General features: G+C 50.6%; 23 protein-coding genes. 18 read left to right on the top strand and 5 right to left on the bottom strand.

Annotated elements, in window-relative coordinates; all coding sequences use genetic code 11:
* Positions 1 to 86 precede the first annotated feature (86 nt).
* The 3 genes from DEV76_RS03955 to DEV76_RS03945 all read left to right on the top strand — a co-directional run bounded on the left by DEV76_RS03955 (position 87) and on the right by DEV76_RS03945 (position 4,285).
* The gene (locus tag DEV76_RS03955; protein ID WP_157962704.1) at positions 87 to 488 is read left to right on the top strand and encodes a MerC domain-containing protein; all 402 of its coding nucleotides are present in this window, start codon (positions 87 to 89) and stop codon (positions 486 to 488) included.
* A 149-nt stretch (positions 489 to 637) separates the two neighbouring features.
* Positions 638 to 1,870 carry a GTP-binding protein gene (locus DEV76_RS03950; RefSeq protein WP_109695274.1) on the top strand — a complete coding sequence of 411 codons (1,233 nt, stop codon included), beginning with the start codon at positions 638 to 640 and terminating at the stop codon, positions 1,868 to 1,870.
* A gap of 165 nt (positions 1,871 to 2,035) precedes the next feature.
* Positions 2,036 to 4,285: a TonB-dependent receptor gene (locus tag DEV76_RS03945; RefSeq protein WP_198651928.1), complete on the top strand. Its 2,250-nt coding sequence runs from the start codon at positions 2,036 to 2,038 to the stop codon at positions 4,283 to 4,285.
* On the opposite strand, the gene DEV76_RS03940 is transcribed toward DEV76_RS03945, so the two are convergent.
* Both DEV76_RS03940 and purN read right to left on the bottom strand, forming a co-directional pair.
* Positions 4,286 to 4,936 carry a hypothetical protein gene (locus tag DEV76_RS03940; RefSeq protein ID WP_109695272.1) on the bottom strand — a complete coding sequence of 217 codons (651 nt, stop codon included), beginning with the start codon at positions 4,934 to 4,936 and terminating at the stop codon, positions 4,286 to 4,288.
* A gap of 57 nt (positions 4,937 to 4,993) precedes the next feature.
* Positions 4,994 to 5,557, bottom strand: coding sequence for a phosphoribosylglycinamide formyltransferase (gene purN, locus DEV76_RS03935; protein WP_109695404.1), 564 nt, complete (start codon positions 5,555 to 5,557; stop codon positions 4,994 to 4,996).
* Positions 5,558 to 6,083: 526 nt separating this feature from the next.
* On the opposite strand from purN, the gene DEV76_RS03925 reads away from it, so the two are divergent.
* The 15 genes from DEV76_RS03925 to DEV76_RS03855 all read left to right on the top strand — a co-directional run bounded on the left by DEV76_RS03925 (position 6,084) and on the right by DEV76_RS03855 (position 22,129).
* Positions 6,084 to 7,361 carry a c-type cytochrome gene (locus tag DEV76_RS03925; protein ID WP_262509819.1) on the top strand — a complete coding sequence of 426 codons (1,278 nt, stop codon included), beginning with the start codon at positions 6,084 to 6,086 and terminating at the stop codon, positions 7,359 to 7,361.
* A gap of 63 nt (positions 7,362 to 7,424) precedes the next feature.
* A complete protein-coding gene (locus DEV76_RS03920; protein ID WP_109695268.1) occupies positions 7,425 to 10,532 on the top strand; it encodes a TAT-variant-translocated molybdopterin oxidoreductase in 3,108 nt (1,035 codons plus the stop codon).
* A gap of 120 nt (positions 10,533 to 10,652) precedes the next feature.
* Positions 10,653 to 12,086: an NrfD/PsrC family molybdoenzyme membrane anchor subunit gene (nrfD, locus tag DEV76_RS03915; protein WP_109695266.1), complete on the top strand. Its 1,434-nt coding sequence runs from the start codon at positions 10,653 to 10,655 to the stop codon at positions 12,084 to 12,086.
* 41 nt (positions 12,087 to 12,127) lie between these two features.
* Entirely contained in the window at positions 12,128 to 12,700 is a 573-nt protein-coding gene (locus DEV76_RS03910; RefSeq protein WP_109695264.1) for a DUF3341 domain-containing protein, read from the top strand.
* Positions 12,701 to 12,803: 103 nt separating this feature from the next.
* Positions 12,804 to 13,442 carry a c-type cytochrome gene (locus DEV76_RS03905; RefSeq protein ID WP_109695262.1) on the top strand — a complete coding sequence of 213 codons (639 nt, stop codon included), beginning with the start codon at positions 12,804 to 12,806 and terminating at the stop codon, positions 13,440 to 13,442.
* 46 nt (positions 13,443 to 13,488) lie between these two features.
* Positions 13,489 to 14,688, top strand: a complete 1,200-nt coding sequence (locus tag DEV76_RS03900) for a quinol:cytochrome C oxidoreductase (RefSeq protein ID WP_109695260.1) — start codon at positions 13,489 to 13,491, stop codon at positions 14,686 to 14,688.
* Positions 14,689 to 14,747: 59 nt separating this feature from the next.
* Entirely contained in the window at positions 14,748 to 15,791 is a 1,044-nt protein-coding gene (locus DEV76_RS03895) for a cytochrome c oxidase subunit II (protein WP_109695259.1), read from the top strand.
* Positions 15,792 to 15,890: 99 nt separating this feature from the next.
* Positions 15,891 to 17,732, top strand: a complete 1,842-nt coding sequence (locus tag DEV76_RS03890) for a cytochrome c oxidase subunit I (RefSeq protein ID WP_109695257.1) — start codon at positions 15,891 to 15,893, stop codon at positions 17,730 to 17,732.
* A gap of 86 nt (positions 17,733 to 17,818) precedes the next feature.
* Entirely contained in the window at positions 17,819 to 18,700 is an 882-nt protein-coding gene (cyoE, locus tag DEV76_RS03885; RefSeq protein WP_232826866.1) for a heme o synthase, read from the top strand.
* Between the two features lie 4 nt (positions 18,701 to 18,704).
* Positions 18,705 to 19,268 (top strand): cytochrome c oxidase subunit 3, encoded by a 564-nt coding sequence (locus tag DEV76_RS03880; protein WP_109695253.1) that lies wholly within the window; start codon positions 18,705 to 18,707, stop codon positions 19,266 to 19,268.
* A gap of 53 nt (positions 19,269 to 19,321) precedes the next feature.
* Entirely contained in the window at positions 19,322 to 19,999 is a 678-nt protein-coding gene (locus DEV76_RS03875) for a cytochrome c oxidase subunit 3 (RefSeq protein ID WP_109695251.1), read from the top strand.
* A 58-nt stretch (positions 20,000 to 20,057) separates the two neighbouring features.
* Entirely contained in the window at positions 20,058 to 20,450 is a 393-nt protein-coding gene (locus tag DEV76_RS03870) for a cytochrome C oxidase subunit IV family protein (protein ID WP_109695249.1), read from the top strand.
* 200 nt (positions 20,451 to 20,650) lie between these two features.
* The gene (locus tag DEV76_RS03865; protein WP_157962703.1) at positions 20,651 to 21,277 is read left to right on the top strand and encodes an SCO family protein; all 627 of its coding nucleotides are present in this window, start codon (positions 20,651 to 20,653) and stop codon (positions 21,275 to 21,277) included.
* A 9-nt stretch (positions 21,278 to 21,286) separates the two neighbouring features.
* Complete coding sequence (locus tag DEV76_RS03860; protein WP_109695245.1) at positions 21,287 to 21,859, top strand: DUF420 domain-containing protein; 573 nt, start codon at positions 21,287 to 21,289, stop codon at positions 21,857 to 21,859.
* Positions 21,860 to 21,910: 51 nt separating this feature from the next.
* The gene (locus tag DEV76_RS03855; protein ID WP_109695243.1) at positions 21,911 to 22,129 is read left to right on the top strand and encodes a hypothetical protein; all 219 of its coding nucleotides are present in this window, start codon (positions 21,911 to 21,913) and stop codon (positions 22,127 to 22,129) included.
* 18 nt (positions 22,130 to 22,147) lie between these two features.
* On the opposite strand, the gene DEV76_RS03850 is transcribed toward DEV76_RS03855, so the two are convergent.
* The 3 genes from DEV76_RS03850 to meaB form a co-directional block, all read right to left on the bottom strand.
* Positions 22,148 to 22,759, bottom strand: coding sequence for a MarR family winged helix-turn-helix transcriptional regulator (locus DEV76_RS03850; RefSeq protein ID WP_109695241.1), 612 nt, complete (start codon positions 22,757 to 22,759; stop codon positions 22,148 to 22,150).
* Between the two features lie 479 nt (positions 22,760 to 23,238).
* Complete coding sequence (locus tag DEV76_RS03845) at positions 23,239 to 23,565, bottom strand: DMT family transporter (protein WP_109695239.1); 327 nt, start codon at positions 23,563 to 23,565, stop codon at positions 23,239 to 23,241.
* 176 nt (positions 23,566 to 23,741) lie between these two features.
* A complete protein-coding gene (gene meaB / locus DEV76_RS03840; RefSeq protein ID WP_109695237.1) occupies positions 23,742 to 24,641 on the bottom strand; it encodes a methylmalonyl Co-A mutase-associated GTPase MeaB in 900 nt (299 codons plus the stop codon).
* Between the last annotated feature and the right edge of the window lie 68 nt (positions 24,642 to 24,709).

The raw sequence follows: 24,709 nt of genomic DNA, 5'->3' as shown, positions 1-24,709 counted from the left end.
TTTTAGGATAATACGCAACATTGTTGCAAAATAACCCTTAGCTTTGTTCCCCACAAAAGAAGCAAACTATGGCAAATAACCGATTCATGAATAAGCTGAACCTGGATATACTGGGCATTGGAGCCTCCCTGGCCTGTGCGGTACATTGTGTTGCCCTTCCGTTACTGGCGGCAGTTTTGCCCCTTGCAGGTGTTGCCATACATTACGAGCCGCTGGAGTATCTGCTGCTGGGGGCTACTCCGGTTGTGGGGTTGCTGGCCTTATACAGAGGGTACCGTTATCAGCACCGGCGCATTCGTCCGTCGGTATTATTCATTGCCGGGTTTACTTTACTGATGGCGGGGCATTTCTGGTTTCCGGAAGCCTGGGAGCTGAGCGCGATCGCAATTGGTGCAGGACTGCTGATAGCCGCACATATTGATAATATCCGTTTTTGCAGGAAGTGCCGGGTGAAGGAACATGAAGTAGTGACCCGGAAAGCTGCGTAATACATTAGCCCTGTCCGTGTAACCGGCACAGGGCTTAACCATACTTTTTCCATATAGAATATACTGCGGAACTGCATGCACATCGAAGTAATGTGCGTAACGGCTTTCGCATGCGATATCCATTCCCCGTAACCATTTAACCTGACTATATGCCCGCAAATTCTTCCATCACCCTTTCTGCGGACCACTTCCGCAAAGCTCCCCGTAAACTGCCGGTTACCGTACTCAGCGGATTTCTCGGTGCGGGTAAAACCACCCTGCTGCAACATATACTGCATAACCGCGAAGGCCTCCGCGTAGCCGTGATCGTTAATGACATGGCGGAAGTGAATGTAGATGCCCGGCTGGTGAAAGATTCCGCCGCACTGCATCATACAGAGGAAAAACTGGTGGAGATGTCTAACGGTTGCATCTGTTGCACACTGCGCGAAGATCTGCTCAACGAAGTGCAGCGTTTGGCTGCAGAGAACAGGTTCGATTATCTGCTGATAGAGTCCAGCGGTATTGCTGAACCCTTGCCGGTAGCTCAAACCTTTACTTACCGCGATGATGCTCTCAATATTGATCTTGGTGCGTTTGCAGAACTGGATACGCTCGTTACGGTAGTGGACGCTTACAATTTCCATCATGATTATTCCAGCCGCGAACTGTTGTCGGAAAAAGGAATGACGGAGGTGGAAGATGAACGTACCATTGTGAACCTGCTGACGGAGCAGATTGAATTTGCCAACGTCATTGTCCTGAATAAAACGGACCTGGTCAGTGAGGAACAGAAAGGTACACTCAAAGCACTCCTCCGCAAGTTCAATGCAAAAGCCCGCATCATTGAAGCGGTGAAAGGCGAAGTGCCATTGAAGGAAGTGTTGCACACGCGGCTGTTCGATTTTGATGAAACTTCCCAGTCTGCAGGCTGGATCGCAGAGCTGGAAAAGGAACATGTTCCTGAAACGGAGGAATATGGTATCAGCTCTTTCGTTTACCGCAGCCGTGCTCCATTCCATCCGGAACGCTTCTGGGAAATGATCCAGCACAATTGGCCGCAGGGCGTTGTACGTTCCAAAGGTTTGCTGTGGATCGCCTCCCGGCCCGACGTAGCCGTAAACTGGAGCCAGGCAGGCCGCAGCCTGATGGCAGGCCGTGCAGGCGTTTGGTGGTGCTCCATCCCTGATGGGCAATGGCAGCTCGATGCAGCTTCCGAAGCCCTGGTGCGCAGCCGCTGGCATCCCCTATATGCCGACCGTTACAACGAAATCGTGATCATAGGGCAGCGAATTGACGAAAAAGAGATTACCAGCCGGCTGAATGCCTGCCTTTGTACCAGCCTGGAGATCAGGGATTGGTCGCTCGGGCATGTTTTTAAAGACCCTTTCCCGGCTTTATAATATTAGTTCCCGAAAACCCCAGGCCGCCGCCTGCCTGCTGTCCTGGCGGGTTTCCCATAGGTGGCGGCTACCTTTAGTACTATGTTATTTAGGCTGGTCTAAAAATTAATTTAGACAAATGTCGATTCTGTTTTTAAATTTGTCTCATAATTAATTCGAATCCCCATGGCAGGAATGCTACGCTCTTTCTACATTTTACTTTTTGTTGCGGCATCGCTGGCCGCCAACGGCCAGGGCCGTTTGAAAGGATCAGTTACCGCCGGGGAAGGCCCGGTTCCATTTGCTACTGTTGGTTTCAAGGATCTTAAAACCGGTGCGGTAACCGATGAGGGCGGACAGTTCATCCTGCAGAACATCCCTCCCGGCAAGCATGTGCTCCAGGTAAGTGCTGTCGGCTATCTTACTTCTACCCAGAACATTGTGATAAAACCTTCCGGCACCACATCCGTCCTCATCCGCCTGGAGCCTTCTTCCAGCAACCTGGGCGAAGTAGTTGTGAGTGGTACCCTGCGGCCGGTGACCAAAATGGAAAGTCCGGTACCGGTGGAAGTATATTCCCCTGTCTTCTTCCGGAAAAACCCCACACCCAGCATATTCGACGCACTCCAGAATGTAAACGGCGTACGGCCGCAGCTTAACTGCAACGTTTGTAACACCGGGGATATTCATATTAATGGCCTCGAGGGCCCTTATACCATGGTCATGATCGACGGTATGCCGATCGTTAGTGCCCTGTCTACCGTTTACGGTCTGTCTGGTATCCCCAACAGCCTGGTGGAGCGGGTAGAAGTGGTGAAAGGCCCGGCCTCTACCCTGTATGGTTCCGAAGCAGTAGGCGGCCTTATTAATATCATCACCAAATCCCCTGCTACTGCGCCCATACTTTCTGCAGATGTGATGGCTACCTCCTGGCAGGAATACAATGCCGATCTGGGCTGGCGTTTTAAGGCAGGCACAAAAGCACAGTCGCTGCTCGGGCTCAACTATTATAATTACCAGGATCCTGCTGATCATAATGGCGACGGATTTACAGACGTTACCCAACAGCACCGGATCAGCATATTCAATAAATGGACCTTTACCCGCAAAAACGACCGTGCCGCTTCGCTGGCTGCCCGGTATTTCTATGAAGACCGCTGGGGAGGACAAACCCAATGGGATAAACAATGGCGTGGAACCGACAGTATTTATGGAGAAAGCATCTACACCAGCCGGGTAGAAGTGCTGGGGCAATACCAGTTACCCACGGTACCGCGCCTCATGCTGCAGGGTTCCTTCAATTACCATAACCAAAACTCCGTGTACGGTACCACCTGGTTCCTGGCGAAGCAGACGATTGCCTTTGCCCAGCTGACCTGGGATAAGGAAATAGGGAAGCACAATTTGCTGGCAGGCCTGCCGTTCAGGTACACCTTTTATGATGACAATACGGTAGTGACTACTGAAAAGGGAGTTAACAAGCCGGAGAAGACCTTCCTGCCGGGTATTTTCGTGCAGGATGAAATAAAGCTGGCTCCGGCACATAACCTGCTGCTGGGGATGCGGTATGATTATAACTCGCTGCATGGCAATATCTTAACTCCGAGAGTGGCCTATAAGTGGTCCCCGAACTATAAGAATGTGCTGCGGTTGAATGCGGGTACCGGTTACAGGGTGGTGTCCATCTTTACGGAGGACCATGCTGCCCTGAGTGGCGCGCGGGAAGTGGTGATACAATCTGAGCTTAAGCCGGAGCGCAGCTGGAATGCCAATATCAACTATACCAAGAAGATTCCGCTGGGTAACGCCTTCCTCGGGCTGGATGCGACAGCGTTTTACACACACTTCTCTAACCGCATCATGCCAGACTATTCCCGGCCCGACTCCATATTATATGACAATCTGAAAGGGTATGCCATTTCAAAAGGCTTCAGCCTGAATGCGGATGTGGCTTTTTCCTTCCCGCTGAAGATCATGGCAGGGGCTACGCTAATGGATGTTTACCAGAAGGAGAACGGTGTGCGTACCAGGCAGATGCTCACAGAGCAGTTTACGGGTACCTGGTCGGTTAGTTATGCCTTCAAGCGTGCGGGGCTTACTGTGGATTATACCGGTAACATATATGGTCCCATGCTGCTGCCGGTGCAACCAAAAGATCCCCGTCCGGCCAAATCGCCGGTATGGAGCATTCAGAATGTACAGTTAACGAAAAAGCTGGGTAAGGAGTGGGAGATTTATGGCGGGGTGAAGAATCTGCTGAATTTCCTGCCTCCCAGCAACAGTATAGCGCATGCGCATGATCCGTTCGACAAGCGGCCCGGCTTTAATGCCGATGGTTCGGTAGATCCTTATAACATGACATTTGACCCCGCTTATGTATTCGCGCCTAACCAGGGCATCCGCGGATTCCTGGGGGTACGGTTTACGAAGCTCTGATCAGAGGTGGAGGCCTACCTTGATGCCAAGGTGGATGCTGGGAAGATATTTAATGGCTTCATCATGTTTAGCAATAACCGACATACCTTCCAGGTGGTGGGTGGTGGCAGTGTAAACTTTACTGCGGACGCCTACACCGAGGTAGGGATCGAGGATGAACCGGCCCCGGGTCATCTGGCGGCCAAGGAGGAGCTGGAGTCCATAAACATTTTTATCGCCTGAATTTTCGAAGGTCGCGCCATTGAGCGTGACCTTTTCATTTGCATAAAATACTTTCTTGAAGAGCAGAACGGGTTCGAAGTAAGTGCCTGCCATGCGGATGGCGGTGTTCCTGCGTACGAGGTACCATTTAAGTCCGGCCCGGAAGCCAAAGCCGCGGCCTTCCACAAACTGCTCGGTGGAGATGCCCGGGTTTTCCTTTCCGATATTGATCCTTTTAAAGAATACGTAATCGGGGTAATCGGTATAAATGCCGGAAACGCCCAGTTCGAGGCTCAGGGTTTCGGAGAGGTCCTGCTCCAGGTAAAGGTCCAGCTCATTAATAATGGTGGTGGGATTGACTTTGATGTAGGTGCGTTTGCGGAAGGGCTCATCCTGCGCGTGTACGGAGGTAGCTGCTGCAAGGAGAAGAATGGTAAAGATTCTTTTCATACGTCTGCCGGGTTAGAGGGAGGATGAGGCGGGGGTGTGAGACCCGCCTTACGGGAATCAGGTCAATAATCGTTCCACAATAACGGGGAACCATTTGTGTTCGAGTGCCAGTACTTTTTGGGCGAGGGACTGGGGGGTATCGCCGGGAGTGATGGTGCATTTTTCCTGGAGGATGGTGGCGCCGTCGTCATATTTTTCATTGACGAAGTGGATGGTGATACCGCTTTCGGGGTCGCCGGCGGCAATAACTGCTTCATGAACGAAGTGGCCGTACATGCCTTTACCCCCATATTTGGGAAGCAGGGCGGGGTGGATGTTAATGATCTTGTTGGGGAAAGCCTGTACGAGGTTGGCGGGTACTTTCCAGAGGAAGCCTGCGAGTACGATCAGATCGATGTGAAGGTCCTGCATCAATTTAACATAAGTGTCTCCCCTGAAGAAGGCTTCTTTATCTATTATATAAGAAGGTATATTTTCACTGGCGGCGATCTGGAGGACTCCTGCGTCCGGTTTATTGGAAACGATGGCGGCAACCCGGATGCTGGGAGATCCTTTAAGGTGATCGATGATTTTCCGGGCATTTGAGCCGGTTCCGGAGGCGAAAATGGCGATGTTTTTCAAGCTGATCAATTAATTAAGTCACAAAAATAGGCAGATAACCATTCCCGGTAACGCTAAATTTCCATAAATTTAAGTATCCGCCCTGGCCATGCGGGAAGGAGGTGAGGAAAATCATCCTGTGAGAATGCGCAAAATCATGGCAATACAACCTTCTTATGTGTATATTGTTGTAGGTTGAAGTATCACTTATCCGGTCAGGAACAACTACAGGTGAGGCACTATCCGTCAGTCCGGTTGAATTCTCCATGCAAAAATAGTATTACTGTTATCGGCGTTATCCCCATTTGGGGGAAATATGATTTTTATCAGGAATTGGTGTGTGCGTATAGGCGAGAGAGGGATAGAGGGTAGCCGAAATCAGCCACAGGAAGTAATTTCAGCGAAGATGGCTTCGCGGATGTTATATAAAAAGTGCTTTCAAAACAAGGACAATTTTTTTTCGTTTGTTGGTAAATTGTCAACATTCTGTCTTATTTTTGCTGGCACTTTTAAAGAAACCTTAGGTCAAATCTAAACTAAATAGGCTGTGTATCGTCGTGTTTCCATTCGTTTGCGTAAGCAATTTGTGAGTGTTCTTATCCTATGCGCGGGGCTGGTTTGTTCCATCTCCAACGCGCAGGCAGCAGATCCTGGTGCAGGTAAGACGCTATTTCAGCAGAATTGTGCTTCTTGTCACAATGTGCACAAAAAACTGACAGGCCCTGCGCTCGCAGGTGTTGAAAGCAGGTGGGCTGATAAGGCGCTGCTTCACAAGTGGATCCGCAACTCCGCGTCCGTTATTGCCAGTGGCGACAAGTATGCCGTTGATCTGTTCAACGCTTACAATAAGCTGCCGATGACAAACTTCCCTTCACTGACTGATGCTGATATCGACAATATCCTCGCATTCGTTCAGCAGGAAGAGTCTAAGCCTGTAGGTGGCGATAAGGCTGCTGCAGGTGGTGGAGCTGCCGGTGCTGATGGTAAAGATTCAGGAAACAACAGCCTGCTGTTCGGCATCATCACCCTGATCCTCGCGATCGTAGCGGTGATCCTCATGCAGATCAACAGTAACCTGAACAAACTGGCATCTGAGAAAGAAGGTCATGATACCATTGAGCCGGTTCCTTTCTACAAAAACAAAGTTTACATCGCCCTCTGCATCCTGGTGCTCTTTATCGTTGGCGGCTACTACACTATCCAGGGAGCAATTAACCTGGGCCGTCAGGATGGTTACATGCCGGAGCAACCCATCTTCTACTCTCACAAGGTGCACGCAGGTATCAATCAGATCAACTGTCTTTACTGCCACTCTTCCGCTGAAAAGAGCAAGCATGCCATGATCCCTTCGGAGAACGTGTGTATGAACTGCCACAAGGCTGTTACCGAATATACCGGTCCGGACCTGTTCACTGCTGAAGGCAAGAAAGTAAACGGTACTGCTGAGATTCAGAAACTGTACGATCATATCGGTTGGGATAAAGACGCAGGTCGTTACACCAAACCCGCACAGCCGATCGAATGGAAGAAGATTCACAGCCTGCCCGACCACGTTTACTTCAACCACTCCCAGCACGTAAGCGCAGGTAAAGTACAATGCCAGACCTGCCACGGCAATATTCAGGATATGGATGAAGTAAAACAGTTCGCCGACCTGTCTATGGGCTGGTGCGTGAACTGCCACCGTACCACGAAAGTGCAGTTTGCTGAAAATAACTACTACAGCATCTTCGAAAAGCTGCATAACGATGTAAAATCCGGTAAAGTAGACAGTGTAACTGTTGAAATGCTGGGCGGTACAGAGTGCCAGAAGTGCCACTACTAATCAATAGATCAGATAAAAAGATCAGACTAAATTTTCAAATCGTAACGCGATATAAATAATCACATGGAGCAAAAAAAGTATTGGAAAGGCTTGGAGGAGTTGCACAATACCACTTCGCATCAGGAGGCTGTGAAAAACGAATTCAGGGAAGATTTGCCCTTTGAAGAGAGTGAAAGTTTTCTGGGCGCAACCACCCCTCGCCGGGATTTCCTGAAATACCTCGGGTTCACCACCGCTGCCGCTACCATCGCAGCAAGCTGTGATATCCCTGTAAAGAAGGCTATCCCTTACGTAAACAAACCGGAAGATATTACCCCCGGTGTTCCCAACTATTATGCTTCCGCTTATGCAGTAGACGGTGAGTACGTTCCCCTGGTGGTGAAAACCCGTGAGGGCCGCCCCATCAAGGTAGAAGGCAACGAAATGTCTGCCATCACCAAAGGTGCCACCACTGCCCGCGTACAAGCTTCCGTTCTTTCTTTATATGACGTAGCCCGTCTCCGTTTCCCCGGTATCAATAACAAGAACAAGGAAACTGATCTGGCAAAGCGCATCCAGGAACTGCAATATGCTGAGCTGGACAAACAGATCGCCGCTGCCCTTTCCGGGAAATCAGTAGCACTGCTGACCTCTACCATTATCAGTCCTACCACTAAGAAACTGATCGGCGAATTCCTGGCGAAATATCCCGGTAGCCGTCACGTAACATACGATGCCGTTTCCTATTCCGGTATGCTCCTCGCTAACGAGGCATCCTATGGCAAACGCACCCTCCCTGCTTACCATTTCGAGAACGCTAAAGTGATCGTTAGCCTTGGCGCCGACTTCCTCGGTACCTGGCTGAACCCCGCCGAGTTTTCCGGTCAATACGGTGAAACCCGGAAGATCAATGCGAAGAACCCCGAAATGAGCAAGCACTTCCATTTCGAAAGCATGATGAGCCTCACCGGCGCAAATGCTGACGAACGCTTCACTCACCGTCCTTCCGAAGCCGGCGTTGTAGCACAGGCACTCCTCGCTGCCCTTGGTGGCGGCGTTTCTGCCCCTGCTATCGCCAATACCCGTCTGAAAGAAGGTATCGCCAAAGCGGCTAAAGCCATCCAGGCTAACCCCGGTAAGGCGCTCGTGGTGTCTGGCTCTAACGATGTGAATGTGCAGATCCTGGTAAACGCCATCAACAACCTGGCGGGTTCCAACGGTTCTACCATCGACTGGGCTGCTAACGTTAACTACAAACAAGGTATCGACGCTGATATGCAACAGCTGGTGAGCGACCTGAACGCAGGCTCCGTAGGAGCACTGATCGTTTACGGCGTTAACCCCGCTTACGACTATTTCGACGCTGCCAAATTCATCTCCGGTGTTCAGAAAGCCGGCGTATCGATCTCCTTCAACGACCGTTACGACGAAACCACCGAGCTGTGCAAATACATTCTGCCCGACCATCACTACCTCGAAAGCTGGGGTGATGCCGAGCCACGCAGCGGTTACTATGGCTTTATCCAGCCTACCATCGCTCCGCTGTTCAAAACCCGTGCTTTCCAGGACTCCCTGCTGACCTGGACCGGTAACACTACCGCCTGGGTAGATTACCTGAAGAACGAATGGATCACGCGCCTTGGCTCTCAGGGTGCATGGGACAAAACCCTGCAGGACGGTATCATCGAACCGGCTACAGCCCCCGCAATGGGTGGTGCTTCCTTCACAGGAGATGTTGCTGCCGCTGCCGCCAAAATCGGTACACCTAAAACTTCCGGCCTCGAACTGGTAGTGTATGAGAAAGTAGCCATCGGTAACGGTAAAGAAGCAAACAACCCCTGGCTCCAGGAAATGCCCGATCCGATTACCCGTTCTACCTGGGATAACTACGCCTGTGTATCCAATAAGCTGGCGAAGTCCTTCAAAATGGAACTGGGCGACGATTACGAGATCAACGCTGAGAAGAAAGTTCTGAAAATCACCGCTAAAGGCAAAACCGTTGAACTGCCCCTGCTGATTGTACCTGGTATCCAGGAAGATACGATCGCAATCGCAGTAGGTTATGGCCGCGGCAAAAAAGAATTCATTGGTAAAGCCGCCGGCGAGGTGGGAGCGAACGCTTATCCTTTCGTATCCTACAACGGCCAGACTTTCGATTACTTCGTAACCGAAGCGAAAGCCGAAGCCACCGGTGCTAAATATGCTGTAGGTCTTACCCAGACCCACAACAGCTACGAAGGCCGCCCGATCGTGAAAGAAACCACACTGGAAGAGTTCATCAAGAACCCGAAAGAAGTGAACCACGACCGTCAGCACCTTTTCGAAACTTATGGTGAAGATTTCCGTAACGAAGGAACTCTTTATACCGGCGGTACTAAATTTGAATATCCCGGTATCAAATGGGGTATGTCTATCGACCTGAACTCCTGCTTCGGCTGCGGCGCCTGCGTGGTGGCTTGTACAGCGGAGAACAACGTATCTGTTGTAGGTAAAGAGCAGGTGGTTCTGGCGCACGAAATGCACTGGCTGCGTATCGACCGCTACTTCGCCGGAGACGAGAACAACCCTGAAGTTGTTTTCCAGCCTATGCTCTGCCAGCACTGCGATAACGCTCCCTGCGAAAACGTTTGCCCGGTAGCTGCTACCAACCACTCTTCCGAAGGTCTTAACCAGATGGCATATAACCGTTGCATCGGTACCCGCTATTGCGCGAACAACTGTCCGTACAAAGTCCGCCGCTTCAACTGGAGAGACTGGAATGGTGCTGACAGCTTTGAAGGCAACCTGCACGATACTGCTGATATGAACGATGCCCTTACCCGCATGGTGCTGAATCCTGATGTTGTGGTTCGCTCCCGTGGTACGATGGAAAAATGTTCTTTCTGCGTACAGCGTCTGCAAGACGCGAAACTGCACGCGAAGAAAGAAGGCCGCCCCATGAAAGACGGCGAAGCCAAAACCGCTTGCCAGCAGGCTTGTGCTACCGGCGCCATCGTATTCGGTAACGTAAATGATAAGGACAGCCGCATCTTTAAGGTTCGTAACGAAGAGCAGACAGACCGCCTGTACTACGTACTGGAAGAAACGCACGTATTACCCTCCATCAACTACCTGGCTAAGATCCGTAACAAGGATGCAGCCCCGGTAGCCGCAGGACACGGTGCGAAAACCGAAGAGAAAGCTCATCACTAATGATAGCGTTCCCTTCCGAAAGGGAGGGACAAGAATGACAGAACTAGTTAAGAAACAGTTTTAAGTTTTGAAACAACTTAGTTCCGGCTCCGGGCCGGGACGAGCAAAGCTCGAAATACTATGCATTTGAAGTACGAATCCACACTGAGAGAACCTTTAGTAGATGGGGTTAAGGATTATCACCAGGTAACGGAGGACATTATTAGTCCTATTGAAGCGAAACCTGGGAAACTGTGGTATATAGGCTTATTCATCTCCATTCTCCTGCTGCTGTTCGGTGTATTCTCCGTTTTCTGGGAGGTTTACTTCGGTACAGGTGTGTGGAACCTGAACAAAACGATCGGTTGGGGTTGGGACATTACCAACTTCGTATGGTGGGTAGGTATCGGTCACGCCGGTACACTGATCTCCGCCATCCTCCTGCTGTTCCGCCAGGGATGGCGTACAGGGGTAAACCGCGCGGCGGAAGCGATGACCATCTTTGCGGTAATGTGCGCGGGCCAGTTCCCGATCTGGCACATGGGCCGTGTATGGATGGCATTCTTCGTACTCCCTTACCCTAACACCCGTGGCCCGCTGTGGGTTAACTTTAACTCTCCCCTCCTCTGGGACGTGTTCGCGATCTCCACTTACTTTACCGTTTCCCTCCTGTTCTGGTACTCCGGCCTGTTGCCTGACTTCGCAACCGTTCGTGACCGTGCCAAAACCAAGCTGCGGAAAATGCTGTACGGCGTGGCTTCTTTCGGCTGGACAGGTTCTACCAAACACTGGCAGCGTCATGAGTCGCTCTCCCTGGTTCTCGCCGGTTTGAGCACCCCCCTGGTACTGTCTGTACACACCATCGTATCTTTTGACTTTGCTACCTCCGTAATCCCCGGCTGGCACACCACGATCTTCCCTCCCTACTTCGTAGCGGGTGCGATCTTCTCCGGCTTCGCGATGGTACAAACACTGCTGATCATCACCCGTAAAATACTCGGCCTTGAAGATTACATCACCATCGGCCACGTAGAGGCAATGAACAAGGTGATTGTACTGACCGGTTCTATCGTGGGCGTTGCCTACCTTACCGAGCTGTTCATGGCATGGTACTCCGGTGTTCAATACGAATTCGATACCTTCTATAACTTCCGTGCTGCCGGTCCGCTCGGCTGGTCTTACTGGATCATGATGACCTGTAACGTAATTTCTCCGCAGGTGTTCTGGTTCCGCAAGATGAGAAGGAACATTATGGTAACGTTCATCATGTCTATCATCGTAAACATCGGTATGTGGTTTGAGCGTTTCGTAATCATCTGTACTTCACTGTACCGCGATTACCTGCCGTCCAGCTGGAGCTACTATCGTCCGTCCTGGCCAGAAGTTGGCTTCTACCTCGGAACGTTCGGTCTGTTTTTCACCTGCTACTTCCTGTTCGCGAAATACTTCCCGGTAATTGCTGTTGCGGAGATCAAATCGATCCTGAAAACATCCGGTAAGAACTTCAAAGACAAAATGGACGTTTACGAAGATCAGAGCGTTGAGAAATTCGCGCATGATAACACACACCACTAAGAATAGAATTAAGATTAACGGAATACAGAATAATTATCCATATGGCTGTTAAGAAATTTGTTGTAGGCAGTTTTGATGATGAGGCGGTATTGTTTCCGGCGGTAAAGAAAGTACGCCAGGCCGGTTACAAGATACACGACGTTTACACTCCGTTCCCGATCCATGGTCTTGATCATGCGATGGGCCTGAGAGAAACGAGCCTTCACACGGCCGGCTTCATTTACGGCATCACCGGTACTACCACTGCCCTGTCTTTCATGGGCTGGGTATTTACTACCGACTGGCCGATGAACATCGGTGGTAAGCCGCACTTCCCTTTACCGGCGTTTATTCCCATCACTTTTGAGCTGACGGTATTGTTTTCAGCAGTAGGGATGGTAATGACGTTCATGTACCTCTGCCAGATGGCTCCGTTTGTGAAGAAGCACATTTTCCACCCCCGCCAGACAGATGATCTGTTTGTAATGGCGATCGAGCTGTCTGACAAGACAAGCGCGGAAGAGGTGAAAGGCTTCCTGAGCAGCGTAGGTGCGAAGGAGATTAACGAGCAGACGGCTGAGGCCGGATGGTGGTTAGGCCGCTTCGACAAGGAAGACAAAGTGTTTGCGAAATAATTCGTCGGGCACGAAAAGAGACAGATAGATCAGTTTTGACAACATAAAGGAGGGCAGGACCGGAATGGTACTGTCTGACAACTGAAAAGACAATTAATATCGGATGAAAAGGACTTCCAACATACTGATTGTAGCAGCCTTAGCAGGGGGCGCCTTCCTGGCATCCTGCGGGAATAAGGGGCCGCACCATAGAAATCCCGGCAAGATTTATGCGCCCGATATGTACGAGTCCCGTGCATACGAGTTCTACAGCGCCCGTCTGGCGAGCATGAAGCCCGTGGAAGGAACGGTGAAGCGCGGCGCTATGCTGCCGTATCACCTGAAAGCGGAAGACACGGCGCAAGCCAACCTGGGTCGCAATCCCCTGGTGCTCGATAAAGCAGGTCTGGATGAAGGGAAGCGTCTGTACGACATCTACTGCGGCGTTTGCCATGGTCAGAAACTGGATGGTAACGGACCGCTGTACAAAGGCGGCGACGGGCCTTATCCTGCTGCACCTCCGGCATTCCTCACCGGTAAAGTGCTCGGATATACTGAAGGACGTATCTTCCACGTAATCACTTATGGATTCAACGTGATGGGCAGCTATGCCAGCCAGCTGGATATTGAACAGCGTTGGAAAGTGGTAGGCTATATCAAGAACATGCAGAACGGAGGCAAAGCTCCTGAGGCTCCGGCCACAGCAGCACCCGTAGCCGATTCAGCAACAGCAGCGGCACCCGTTGTAGCCGCAGCTAAATAATTAGATTAAAACGCATTTCAACTTCGTATTTTAATATACAACAGTAATGAAGGACCAATTTGTAGTACCAGCAAGATTAAAAACGACCAGCTTCGTGCTTGTGGGCATCGGCTTGCTGACTTTGTTGATCGGAATATTTGCACTAGGCGGCGAACATGGCCCCACCCGTTTCTGGGCAGGGCTGCTGCAAAACAGCACCTTCTTCCTGATGGTAGTGTTGGCCAGCACCTTTTTCATCTGTGTAACCACACTGGCTCATGGTGGCTGGCAGATGGCTTTCCGCCGCGTGCCTGAAGCCATCTCAATGACAGTGCCTGTGCTGAGCGTTATCGTGCTGGTAGTACTGGGCTTCCTTATCTTCGGTAACAAAGGCCATATTTACCACTGGCTCCACCCCGAAGGAGACCGCATCCTGGAGTTCAAATCTCCATTCCTCAATGCCGGTTTCATTTCCACCATGACGGTGATCACACTCGCACTCTGGAGCATTCTCACAATTAAATTGCGCAGAATGTCTCTTGCAGAAGATAAAATGCTCCTCGACCATGAAAGCCGTAAAGCGCTTATCTGGAAAGGAACTGTATGGTGCGGACTGTTTGCCGTTGTTTACGCACTGAGCATGGGTTCCACCACACCGTGGATCTGGCTCATGAGCATCGACGCACACTGGTTCTCCACCATGTACAGCTGGTACACTTTCGCCAGCACCTGGGTTTCCGGTCTCTCCCTCATCGCCCTTTTCGTGATTTACCTGAAAAGCAAAGGTTATCTCGAAATGGTGAACGAAGAGCACCTCCACGATCTGGGCAAATTCATGTTTGCATTCAGCGTATTCTGGACTTACCTCTGGTTCTCCCAGTACATGCTGATTTGGTACGCAAACATGCCCGAAGAAACTATTTACTACAAGCCGCGCGTATGGGGTGAGTTCAGGCCCGTATTCTTCCTGAACCTCATCATCAACTTCATCTGCCCGCTGCTGATTCTGATGAAACGTAATTCCAAACGTAACTATACGCTGGTTGCTTTCATGGGTGGCCTCATCATCTTCGGACACTGGCTCGACTTCTTCCAGATGGTAATGCCCGCTACCGTGAAACATCTGTACTTCCCCTGGTATGAACTGGGTCTCGGTCTTGGTTTCGTTGGTCTGATCATTTATCTGACCGCACAACAGCTCGCTAAAGCGCCGCTGACAGCAAAGAACCATCCGTACCTGAAAGAAAGTATCATCCACCACACCTGATGCGGGGGCGAAGACAAACAACGTTTAGCATTAGATAACTTAATTTTTATTCAATAGCAATGTCAGGATATTTAGCAGTTATAGTAGTTGTTCTCATATTCGTCGTAATCTTCCAGATTGCGAAGGCAAGCGAGTATGTGTCCATTCTCAAAGGGGAAAAGAAAGCGCGCGAGCAGTCCAACCGTATTAACGGTTTCCTGATGATCGTGTTCCTGGTGCTGGGACTGATCGGCGTGTGGTACTGCCACGATATGTTGGATGATTCGATGCTGGGAGAGCCTGCATCAGATCATGGCGTAGGAGTGGATGGACTGATCAAGGTAACCTTCATCATCACCATGATCGTTTTCGTGCTGACGCAGATCGCACTTTTCGTATTCGCCTGGAAATACCAGGAGAAAGACGGCCGTAAAGCATTCTTTTATCCGCATAACAACAAACTGGAAGTAATCTGGACCGTTATTCCGGCCATCGTACTCACCGTACTGGTTGCCTTTGGTATCCGCCACTGGCTGCGTATGACTTCCGATGCTCCGAAAGAGTCCATGATTGTGGAAGTAACCGGCAAACAGTTTAACTGGATTGTTCGTTACCCCGGTAAAGACGGTCAGCTCGGCCGCCGCAACTTTAAACTGACCAACGACTCCAATAACCCTGTGGGCCAGGACTGGGCAGACAGCCTGAACCACGACGACGTGATTGCTCCGGACCTGCACGTAGTAGTAGGCAAACCGGTTAAGCTGATCATCGGATCCCGTGATGTGGTGCATGATGTGGGCCTGCCGCACTTCCGTCTGAAAATGGACGCTGTGCCCGGTATCCCCACTACCCTGTGGTTTACTCCCACCATCACTACCGCAGAATACCGTAAACGCACCGGCAACCCAGACTTCGTATACGAACTGGCCTGCGATCAGATGTGCGGTAACGGTCACTATTCCATGAAGGCGAACATCATTGTGGAAACACAGGAAGAATACGACAAATGGTTAGCGACACAGGTGACCCAGTACTCCCAGGCGCATCCCGCACCTGAGGCTGCTCCGGTAGCACCCGCGGTACCCGCTGATTCCACTAAAGCCGTAGCGGCCCTTACGAAATAGTAACTCATCCTTAGAGAAGAGAAATTAGGAGCGAAAAAAATTAAAGAAATAGCTGGCAGACCCGCCCCGTTTTCCGGCTGATCATAAACAGAACTTATTATGAGTAACGAAGCAAAACCGCACAGTCAGGATTTTCACCATCACGGTCATGAAGACCATGGGCATGAAGGGCATGACCACCATGGGCATGATGGTCATGATCACCATCATGAGGAAACCTTCATCTCGAAGTACGTTTTCAGCATGGACCATAAAATGATCGCGAAGCAATTCCTGATCACTGGTATTATCTGGGCCATTATCGGTGCGTTCTTTTCTGTATTGTTCCGTCTGCAACTGGGCTTCCCGGATGCAACCTTCCCCTGGCTGGAATCTATCCTGGGCCATTGGGCAGAAGGCGGCCGCATTACACCTGAGGCTTACTACGCCCTGGTTACCATGCACGGTACTATCCTCGTGTTCTTCGTATTAACTGCCGGTCTTTCCGGTACATTCTCCAACCTGCTGATTCCCCTGCAGGTAGGTGCACGCGACATGGCGTCTCCCTTCATGAACATGCTGAGCTACTGGTTCTTCTTTACCGCCAGCCTGGTTATGATGTCGTCCCTGTTCGTACAAACCGGCCCTGCTTCCGGTGGCTGGACGTCTTATCCTCCGCTGAGCGCCCTGGGTGATGCCTCTATCGGTTCAAAGATCGGTATGGACCTCTGGCTGATCAGTATGGCGCTGTTCGTAGTTTCTTCCCTGCTGGGTAGCCTTAACTATATCTCTACGATCCTGAACATGCGTACCAAAGGCATGAGCATGACGAAGATGCCCCTTACTATCTGGAGCTTCCTCTTCACCGCTGTGCTGGGTGTTCTTTCGTTCCCCGTACTGCTCTCCGGTTTCGTACTGCTGCTGTTCGACCGTCATGGTGGCACCAGCTTCTATCTGAGCGAACTTTTTGTACAGGGTAAAGTACTGCCTAACGAAGGTGGTTCCGCGATCCTCTACCAGCACTTGTTCTGGTTCCTGGGTCACCCTGAAGTATATATCATCATCCTCCCTGCGATGGGTATGGTATCTGAGATCCTGGCGGTTAATTCCCGTAAGCCCATCTTCGGTTACCTGGCAATGGTGGGTTCTATGTTTGCGATCACGGTACTGGCGTTCCTCGTATGGGCACACCACATGTTCGTGACCGGTCTGAACCCTTTCCTCGGCGCGTTCTTCGTTTTGCTGACGCTCCTGATCGCCGTACCCTCTGCTATCAAGGTATTTAACTGGATTACGACTATCTGGCGCGGTAATATCCGTTTCACGCCTGCTTCCCTGTTCTCTATCGGTTTTGTGAGCACATTCATCTCCGGTGGTCTTACAGGTATCTGGCTGGGTAACTCCGCTATCGATATTCACCTGCACGATACTTACTTCGTAATCGCGCACTTCCACATCGTAATGGGTGTATCCGCATTCTTCGGTATGTTCGCCGGTGTTTACCACTGGTTCCCGAAAATGTACGGCCGTTACATGAACCAGACGCTCGGTTTCATCCACTTCTGGATCACACTGGTAGGTGCTTACCTCATCTTCTGGCCCATGCACTACCAGGGTATGGCAGGTATGCCCCGCCGCTACTTCGATTACAGCAACTGGGCATCCTTTAACCAGTTCGAAGGTCTGAACGCTTTCATCAGCTTTGTAGTAATCATCGTGTTCGCCACACAGCTGCTGTTTGTATTCAACTTCTTCTATAGCATTTTCAAAGGCCGTAAGCTGACCACAACTAACCCGTGGGCTGCTACCACCCTCGAATGGACTACCCCCATCAATCCCGGTCACGGCAACTGGCCTGGTGAGATTCCGGAAGTTCACCGCTGGGCTTACGACTACAGCAAAGACGGAAAAGATTTCATCCCGCAAACAGTACCGGTATCGCCCGACGAATCCGGCCACTAAAGCTGCCGGCAGGGCATACCCCTGCCGTAACAGGATGATGGAAAGAAATAGTGTTGTTTAATATGTTGCAAGAAAATTCCATAAAGTTGTCTTTATCATACGCCATTGCAAGCAGGGTGAAGGATTACTTCATGATGATGAAGTTTACACTGACCTTCATGGTTGTGTTCTCCTGTGTGGTTGCCTATTTACTGGTGCCTGGCGTGGAATTTAACCTGATTAAAGTTCTTTTATTATTTGCAGGCGGTATCCTGGTATCGGGCTCCGCTAATATCATCAACCAGATCCTGGAGCGGGAAACGGATAAACTGATGGCGCGCACGGCTGTAAGGCCGCTGCCCGGCGGAAGGGTTTCCGTATCCGAAGCCTGGTTGCTTTGCGTGATCACCGGTGTGGCAGGCATAGCGATTATGGGTTTTGCTTTCAACTGGTTGAGCGCAGGGCTGAGCCTTCTTTCGCTGGTACTGTACGGTTTCGTATACACCCCGTGGAAGAAGTGGAACTCTCTGGCGGTGCTGGTGGGTGCTGTACCCGGGGCTTTTCCGATGCTGATCGGATGGGCTGCGGGAGAAAATGCACTTTCTATCGGTGGCTGGTCGCTTTTTGCCATCCAGTTCCTCTGGCAGTTCCCCCACTTCTGGGCTATTGCCTGGGTAGCGCATAAGGATTACACCCGCGCGGGCTTCCGGCTGATGCCTTCCGAACAGGGGCCCGGCAAAATGATCGCCCTCCAGGCTGCGATGTATACCTTACTGATGATTCCTGCGGGCGTAGCGCCGTATCTGCTGGGGCTTACCGGGTACATTTCCGCCATAGTGGCCATCCTCATCGGCGGCTGGTACCTCTGGAAAGCCATACAGCTGTACCGCAAGGCAGATGTGCCCTCGGCAAGGAAACTGATGTTCGGTTCGTATATTTACCTGGCAGTGATATTGCTGGCCTTTTTGTTTGATAAAGTAAAACTGTGAGGAGATGATGACAATGAACGCACCAAAGAATAAGTTGCACCCGCATAAATATTCACTCTGGATTGCCATGGCGAGCATCACCATGATGTTCATCGGGTTTACTAGTGCATATGTGGTAAAACGTTCGCAGGCCAACTGGCTGGCGTTCGAACTGCCAACGATTTTTTACGTGTCTACCGTCCTGATCCTGCTGAGCAGCCTTACCATTTACCTGGCCGGCCGTCAGTTCAAAGCGCGCAACATGAGCGCTTACAAACAGCTGATCACGTTAACGGCACTGTTGGGAATAGGATTCGTGGTATGCCAGTTCATGGGTTTCGCGGATCTTAAAAGCAACGGCTTACCCCTGAGCAGCACGGTTTCCGCTTCGTTCATATATGTGATCGTTGGCGCACACGTACTGCACGTACTGGGCGGTGTGGCGGTATTGATGGTGATGTTTGTACGGGCTTTCCGTACCCGCATTCGTACCTACAGTACCATTCCCATCGAAGTAGCATCCACCTACTGGCATTTTGTGGACGGCCTCTGGATTTATCTGCTGATATTTTTTAGCCTGGCCAGATAATAAAACTAGAAAAAAGATACTGTTTAGAACCAATAAAATTCACAATTCGTACAATGGATAACGCAGTAACAGCGAAGAAAAAATGGTGGACCGGAGGGCATTCCCCCTTCAACGTGAGCTATGGTAAGTTGATGATGTGGTATTTCCTCATCTCCGATGCTTTCACGTTCGGCGCATTGCTGATTTCTTACGGCACGCAACGTTTCATGGCAGAAGGCTGGCCTGACCCCAACGTCGTATTCCATTCATTCCCTTTCATGGGGCATGCAAATCTCCCGCTGGTGTTCGTGAGCTTGATGACCTTCATCCTGATCATGTCATCCGTAACCATGGTACTGGCAGTAAACGCCGGTCACTACATGGATAAAAAAGCGGTTGTGAAATGGCTTTCCCTCACTATCGTAGGTGGTATCATGTTCCTCGGCTGTCAGGCATGGGAATGGACGCACTTACATGAAGTAGGCGCCTGGTGGGGCCGCAACCCCTTCCCGAATGCTGACGGAACGGCTGCCATCTCTACCAACTTCGTTGACTTCTTCTTTACCATCACCGGCTTCCACGGGCTTCACGTAACTTCCGGCGTTGTACTGAACATCATCGTTCTCATCAACGTGCTGAAAGGTACCTACGAACACCGCGGCCACTACGAAATGGTAGAAAAGGTAGGCCTCTACTGGCACTTTGTAGACTTGGTTTGGGTATTCGTATTCACCTGCTTCTACCTGCTGTAAGAAGCTCCCCGATTTTTGACTGAACGTATTTTAATAAAGAGAAAAGTTATTTTTGATCATGGCGCAAACTCAAAACGCATCCGATAGGCAGGCATCCATCAAGAGCATCTGGAAAACATTCTGGATCCTCCTGATCGTTACCATGGTGGAAGTAGGACTGGCTTTCCTGCACCTGTATTCCGGATTCCCCGGCAAACTGTTGCTGAACTCCATCTTCATTGGTCTCACCATTGTGAAGGCTTTTTATATCGTTGCCGAATTCATGCACCTCGGCCATGAAATTAAAAACCTGATCTGGACGATCATGATGCCGCTGCTGCTGTTCATCTGGTTCATCATCGCCTTCCTCGCAGACGGCGACAGCTGGAAACACATGCGCAGAAACTCCCCCAGCGCTCCGCTCCCTGCAGAGAAAGTGGCGCCCGCGCATGGTGGTGGCAATCATCACTAAGCACCCGGTCGTAAACACGATATTCCGAAAAATGTAAAAGTGATGCCGTCACAACCGATAGCACTCATTTTTACATTTTTCGCTTTTATAAACGTCTAAAACTTACGGTTATCAACAGGAAAGCATTACTCGGCGTTGCACTGGCCATTCTCGTTCCCCTCGCAGGGTACCTGATTGTGGACCATTACGGCAAGAATGTCGTGTCTATACCGCCGTTTCTCATAGCAGAAAGAGTAGACACGATCGTGAAAGATGGAAAAACGTCCTACGATACCGTTTTCCACCAGGTAAAGGATTTCACTCTCACCAACCAGCTCGGAGAGCAGGTGAGCCTCAGCCAGATGGAAGGCAAGATCCTCGTCGTGAATTACTTCTTTACGAGCTGCCCCACCATTTGCCCTACCCTCATCAAAAACCTGAAAAAGGTACAGGACACTTACACAAAGAACGATACCCTCATCCAGATACTCTCTCTCTCGGTAGATCCCGTACGTGATTCCGTGCCTGTTATCAAACATTATGCAGACAGTAAAGGTATCGATCCCCGTAACTGGTGGCTGCTCACCGGTGATAAGAAGAAGATCTACGACCTGGCCCGTCACGAATTCTTCGTGAATGCGCTCGAAGGTGATGGCGGACCCGATGATTTCATACACACGGAGAAATTTGTGCTGATTGATAAAGACCGCTTTATCCGCGGTTATTACAATGGCATGGATACCAGTGATGTAGCCCGTATGGTGAACGACATTGCCATTTTGCACATTGCCAAGAACAAGAAAAAGCCCGGACTGCTCAAGCGCCTCTTTTCCGGGGGCGATAAATAACAAGTGAACATGAATCTGAAGAATAAGAATCTGAATGCGATCATCACGATTATATCCATCGCCATCCCTGTAGTGGTGGCAGTGTTATTCGTAATTCCCAAGCCCGATATAGAAGCCGGGTTCGATGTGAAGGTGATGCCTTTCTTCCATGCGGTGCTCAATTCCGCTACGGCTGTGCTGCTGCTGGCGAGCCTGTATTTTATCAAGAATGGTAAGAAACAGGCCCATAAATGGGCGAATCTCACTGCGGTGGGCCTCTCTGTGATTTTCCTGCTTTCTTACGTAACCTATCACTTCCTCACTGATTCCACGAAGTTCGGGGATATGAATCACGACGGCCTGGTAGATGCAGCGGAAATATCCACGGTGGGAGGTATCCGGTATTTTTACTACTTCCTGCTGCTCACGCATATCCTATTGGCCATTGTCATTGTGCCTATGGTGCTTTTCACACTCCTGCGGGCATTCCAGAACGATGATGCTAAGCACCGCCGCATAGCACGGATAACCTGGCCGATTTGGTTCTATGTAGCCATTACCGGGGTGATCGTGTACATGATGATACAGCCATATTATGCCTGAGGCCTGACGTAAATCAGGCCCGGGCGCTTAAAAATTGCCTAATTTCGGAACGTGAAAAAGTTATTCTACCTGTTGATGACCGCAGCGTTGCTGCTACCCGGAAGCCAGTTACTGGCGCAATGCTCCCTCTGCACGAAAACCGCGCAGCAATTAGGTGAAGGACCGGCCAAAGGCCTTAACAATGGTATCCTGATGCTGGCCGCAGCACCGTTGGCGCTGGGCATATTCCTGGGAGTACGTTGGTATAGGAGCCAGCGGGTGGCAGAATAAGCGCCTCCCTGCTATTACTTAGATGGCAGGTTTCCGGAACTCCGGACAATCCACCCGTAAATCTCCCGCCTTTAAAATGGCGTTCACGAGGTGGCAGTAGTGAAGTTTCCCTTTCTTTTCGTAAAATCTGCAGTTCAGGCACATCCGCTGTGGCGTAATCACCAGGTTCCTGTTAAGATCCTGAATAAGGCCCAGCAATTGTTCCAGCATACCCGCCTGCTTCTCCGGCGGCATTTCTTTTACTGATTCCTGCATCGGCTCGGCAAAGCCTTCTACTTTGCGGGCTACGGATTTACCCTCACGGGTAAGGTGCAGTGTATGGCTCCGGCTGTCTTCCTTATCATCTTTACGCTTCACAAAACCTTTCGATTCGATCGTTTTGATAGCATCGCTGATCGTCGCTTTCGTCATGTTGAAATGCGCAGCCAGGTGAGTGACAGTTTTGAGCTTTTCCGGATAATGGAGGAGGTAGGTGAGTATTTGCACCTGAATGGGGCTGATCCCGTACTGTTTCGCTTCCTGCCAGAGCAAAACACGGAAAGCTTCTGAAAGTCTTTCCAGCGCTGCCACCACTTTACTGGCGGTATTGGTGGCCTGGTGCTCCGGATTGAAGGTGGATTCCTTTCGCATGGTATTTATTGTAACGCAATAGTTTTTCTGTTAAGCCTAATTGTTCTTCTATCGGGTTTACGCGGGGGGCGTAATGTACAAAAGTTTTAAGCGGCCGATATCACACTTTCATGGTGATTCACAAGCTTTTTGATAAACGGAACTGCACCTGCAAAATTGTACGGAACATCTCTCCGGGGGGTATTTCGTGCCTCCCTCACCGCGCTTTATCCGCAGTATCTTTGCATCACCTAATTTCGATATATCTATCTGGTTGAATGGAAATTAGCCCCGTTTGCTAAACGGTACTTCCCCCGGTAAATTTATTTACGGAAACTTCTTTGACCGCCTCATTGCCCGATAGTACATGCGTGGGATAAGTACGATGTACTGCGGTGGGGCTATTGCTCAGACATTGTATAAATACATCATGCGAGCACCCCCGGGATACATTACGGGGAATAAATATAAAAAAGAAAAAGAGGCCGGAGCCTCTTTTTTTAATGCGATTCGGATACAAACTTCAGTCCGATGATAGAACCGATCAGCATCACTAGGAATACGAGCCGCATGGCGGAAGCCGGCTCTTTAAAAAAGAGCATGCCTGCAATAGCGGTTCCGGCAGCGCCTATGCCCGTCCACACGGCATAAGCTGTACCAATGGGCAAGCCGTTGTTGATCGCTTTATTGAGCAGGAAAAAGCTCAGCGTAATACATACCACGAATGAGATGGAGGGCCAGAGCTTCGAGAAATTCTCAGAATACTTCAGCGAAATGGTAAAGCCGATCTCGAACAGACCGCCCAGCACCAGGAATAACCAGGCCATAACAAATGCTTGTTTTAGATGATTAAAAAATATGTCGGAAATGTTGAAAGAAAAGAGTGTGCGCGCAGGATCAGCCGCCGTAATTGAAAACGGCGTAAGTGAAGAAAAGTCGGAATACTCTGATTTGGGTGACCATTTCTGCGTTTACGTTAAGATGGGGCAAAGATAGCAATTTTTCAGCTATAGCGGTGAATGATGCGGTAGAGGTTAAACCCCGGAGCGTCCATATGGGTGCGGATCTCGCTTATAAGGCCCGCCCTGTCTATCTGTTGCATCCTGCGGTACTGGATAAGCTGCCAGGCTTTTTCTGCCAACAGCAGCGCCTTACGGTCGTTGTTTTCGTGTATATGATCCCGGTGGCCGTCTATGGCGGCCACTAGTTCATCGATACCCTCACCACGGAAAGCCACTGTTTTCACAACAGGTGTTTCCCAGGTGGCGCTTGCCCGTGAATGGGCCAGCAGGCGCAGGTTACGGGCAAACTCATCCGCCTTCGGCCGGTCGGCCTTATTAACTGCGAAAACTGAAGCGATCTCCATCAGTCCTGCCTTCATCGTCTGTATCTCATCTCCCGCTTCAGGAACCACCACTACCACCGTTGTATCAGCCACGCCGGCGATCTCCACTTCGCTCTGCCCCACACCTACCGTTTCAATAAACAGGTAATCGTACCCGGCTGCTTTGATGATATCAGCCACCTCGAGAATCTTGGGGCTCAGTCCTCCAAGTGCGCCGCGGCTGGCCATGGAGCGGATGAATACATCGGGGTCCGAAAAATGCCCCGACATGCGGATGCGGTCGCCCAGCAGGGCGCCGAAATTAAAGGGCGAAGATGGGTCTACCGCAATAACGGCTACACGTTGCTTACGCTCCAGCAGGGAAGAAATCAGTGCATTAACCAGCGTGCTCTTACCTGCACCGGGAGGGCCTGTAATGCCCACCACGCGCGTGTCTGCCCGCGGCGGAAGGGATTCCAGCAGCAGTTCATATCCCGGAGTTTCATTTTCCACCAGGGAAATACAACGGGCCAGGGCGCGCACGTCTCCCACCAGGAGCCGCTCGAGTAAGGCAGACATAAAACAAATGTATTGAGGATTTTTCACAACTGGGCAGGCACCATTTCACAGCCAACTTTTTTCAGCGG

The sequence above is a fragment of the Chitinophaga deserti genome, assembly GCF_003149455.1.
GTDB classification, from domain to species: Bacteria; Bacteroidota; Bacteroidia; order Chitinophagales; family Chitinophagaceae; genus Chitinophaga; species Chitinophaga deserti.
The sequence above is the reverse complement of the archived record's forward strand: the minus strand, read 5'-3'. Positions and strand labels throughout refer to the sequence as shown.

Bases quoted from the DNA above. Each gene is read 5' to 3' on its own strand.
- DEV76_RS03955 (WP_157962704.1), top strand. From the start codon at position 87: ATGAATAAGCTGAACCTGGATATACTGGGCATTGGAGCCTCCCTGGCC.
- DEV76_RS03950 (WP_109695274.1), top strand. From the start codon at position 638: ATGCCCGCAAATTCTTCCATCACCCTTTCTGCGGACCACTTCCGCAAA.
- DEV76_RS03945 (WP_198651928.1), top strand. From the start codon at position 2,036: ATGGCAGGAATGCTACGCTCTTTCTACATTTTACTTTTTGTTGCGGCA.
- DEV76_RS03940 (WP_109695272.1), bottom strand. From the start codon at position 4,936: ATGAAAAGAATCTTTACCATTCTTCTCCTTGCAGCAGCTACCTCCGTA.
- DEV76_RS03920 (WP_109695268.1), top strand. From the start codon at position 7,425: ATGGAGCAAAAAAAGTATTGGAAAGGCTTGGAGGAGTTGCACAATACC.
- nrfD (WP_109695266.1), top strand. From the start codon at position 10,653: ATGCATTTGAAGTACGAATCCACACTGAGAGAACCTTTAGTAGATGGG.
- DEV76_RS03910 (WP_109695264.1), top strand. From the start codon at position 12,128: ATGGCTGTTAAGAAATTTGTTGTAGGCAGTTTTGATGATGAGGCGGTA.
- DEV76_RS03905 (WP_109695262.1), top strand. From the start codon at position 12,804: ATGAAAAGGACTTCCAACATACTGATTGTAGCAGCCTTAGCAGGGGGC.
- DEV76_RS03900 (WP_109695260.1), top strand. From the start codon at position 13,489: ATGAAGGACCAATTTGTAGTACCAGCAAGATTAAAAACGACCAGCTTC.
- DEV76_RS03895 (WP_109695259.1), top strand. From the start codon at position 14,748: ATGTCAGGATATTTAGCAGTTATAGTAGTTGTTCTCATATTCGTCGTA.
- DEV76_RS03890 (WP_109695257.1), top strand. From the start codon at position 15,891: ATGAGTAACGAAGCAAAACCGCACAGTCAGGATTTTCACCATCACGGT.
- DEV76_RS03880 (WP_109695253.1), top strand. From the start codon at position 18,705: ATGATGACAATGAACGCACCAAAGAATAAGTTGCACCCGCATAAATAT.
- DEV76_RS03875 (WP_109695251.1), top strand. From the start codon at position 19,322: ATGGATAACGCAGTAACAGCGAAGAAAAAATGGTGGACCGGAGGGCAT.
- DEV76_RS03870 (WP_109695249.1), top strand. From the start codon at position 20,058: ATGGCGCAAACTCAAAACGCATCCGATAGGCAGGCATCCATCAAGAGC.
- DEV76_RS03860 (WP_109695245.1), top strand. From the start codon at position 21,287: ATGAATCTGAAGAATAAGAATCTGAATGCGATCATCACGATTATATCC.
- DEV76_RS03850 (WP_109695241.1), bottom strand. From the start codon at position 22,759: ATGCGAAAGGAATCCACCTTCAATCCGGAGCACCAGGCCACCAATACC.
- DEV76_RS03845 (WP_109695239.1), bottom strand. From the start codon at position 23,565: ATGGCCTGGTTATTCCTGGTGCTGGGCGGTCTGTTCGAGATCGGCTTT.
- meaB (WP_109695237.1), bottom strand. From the start codon at position 24,641: ATGTCTGCCTTACTCGAGCGGCTCCTGGTGGGAGACGTGCGCGCCCTG.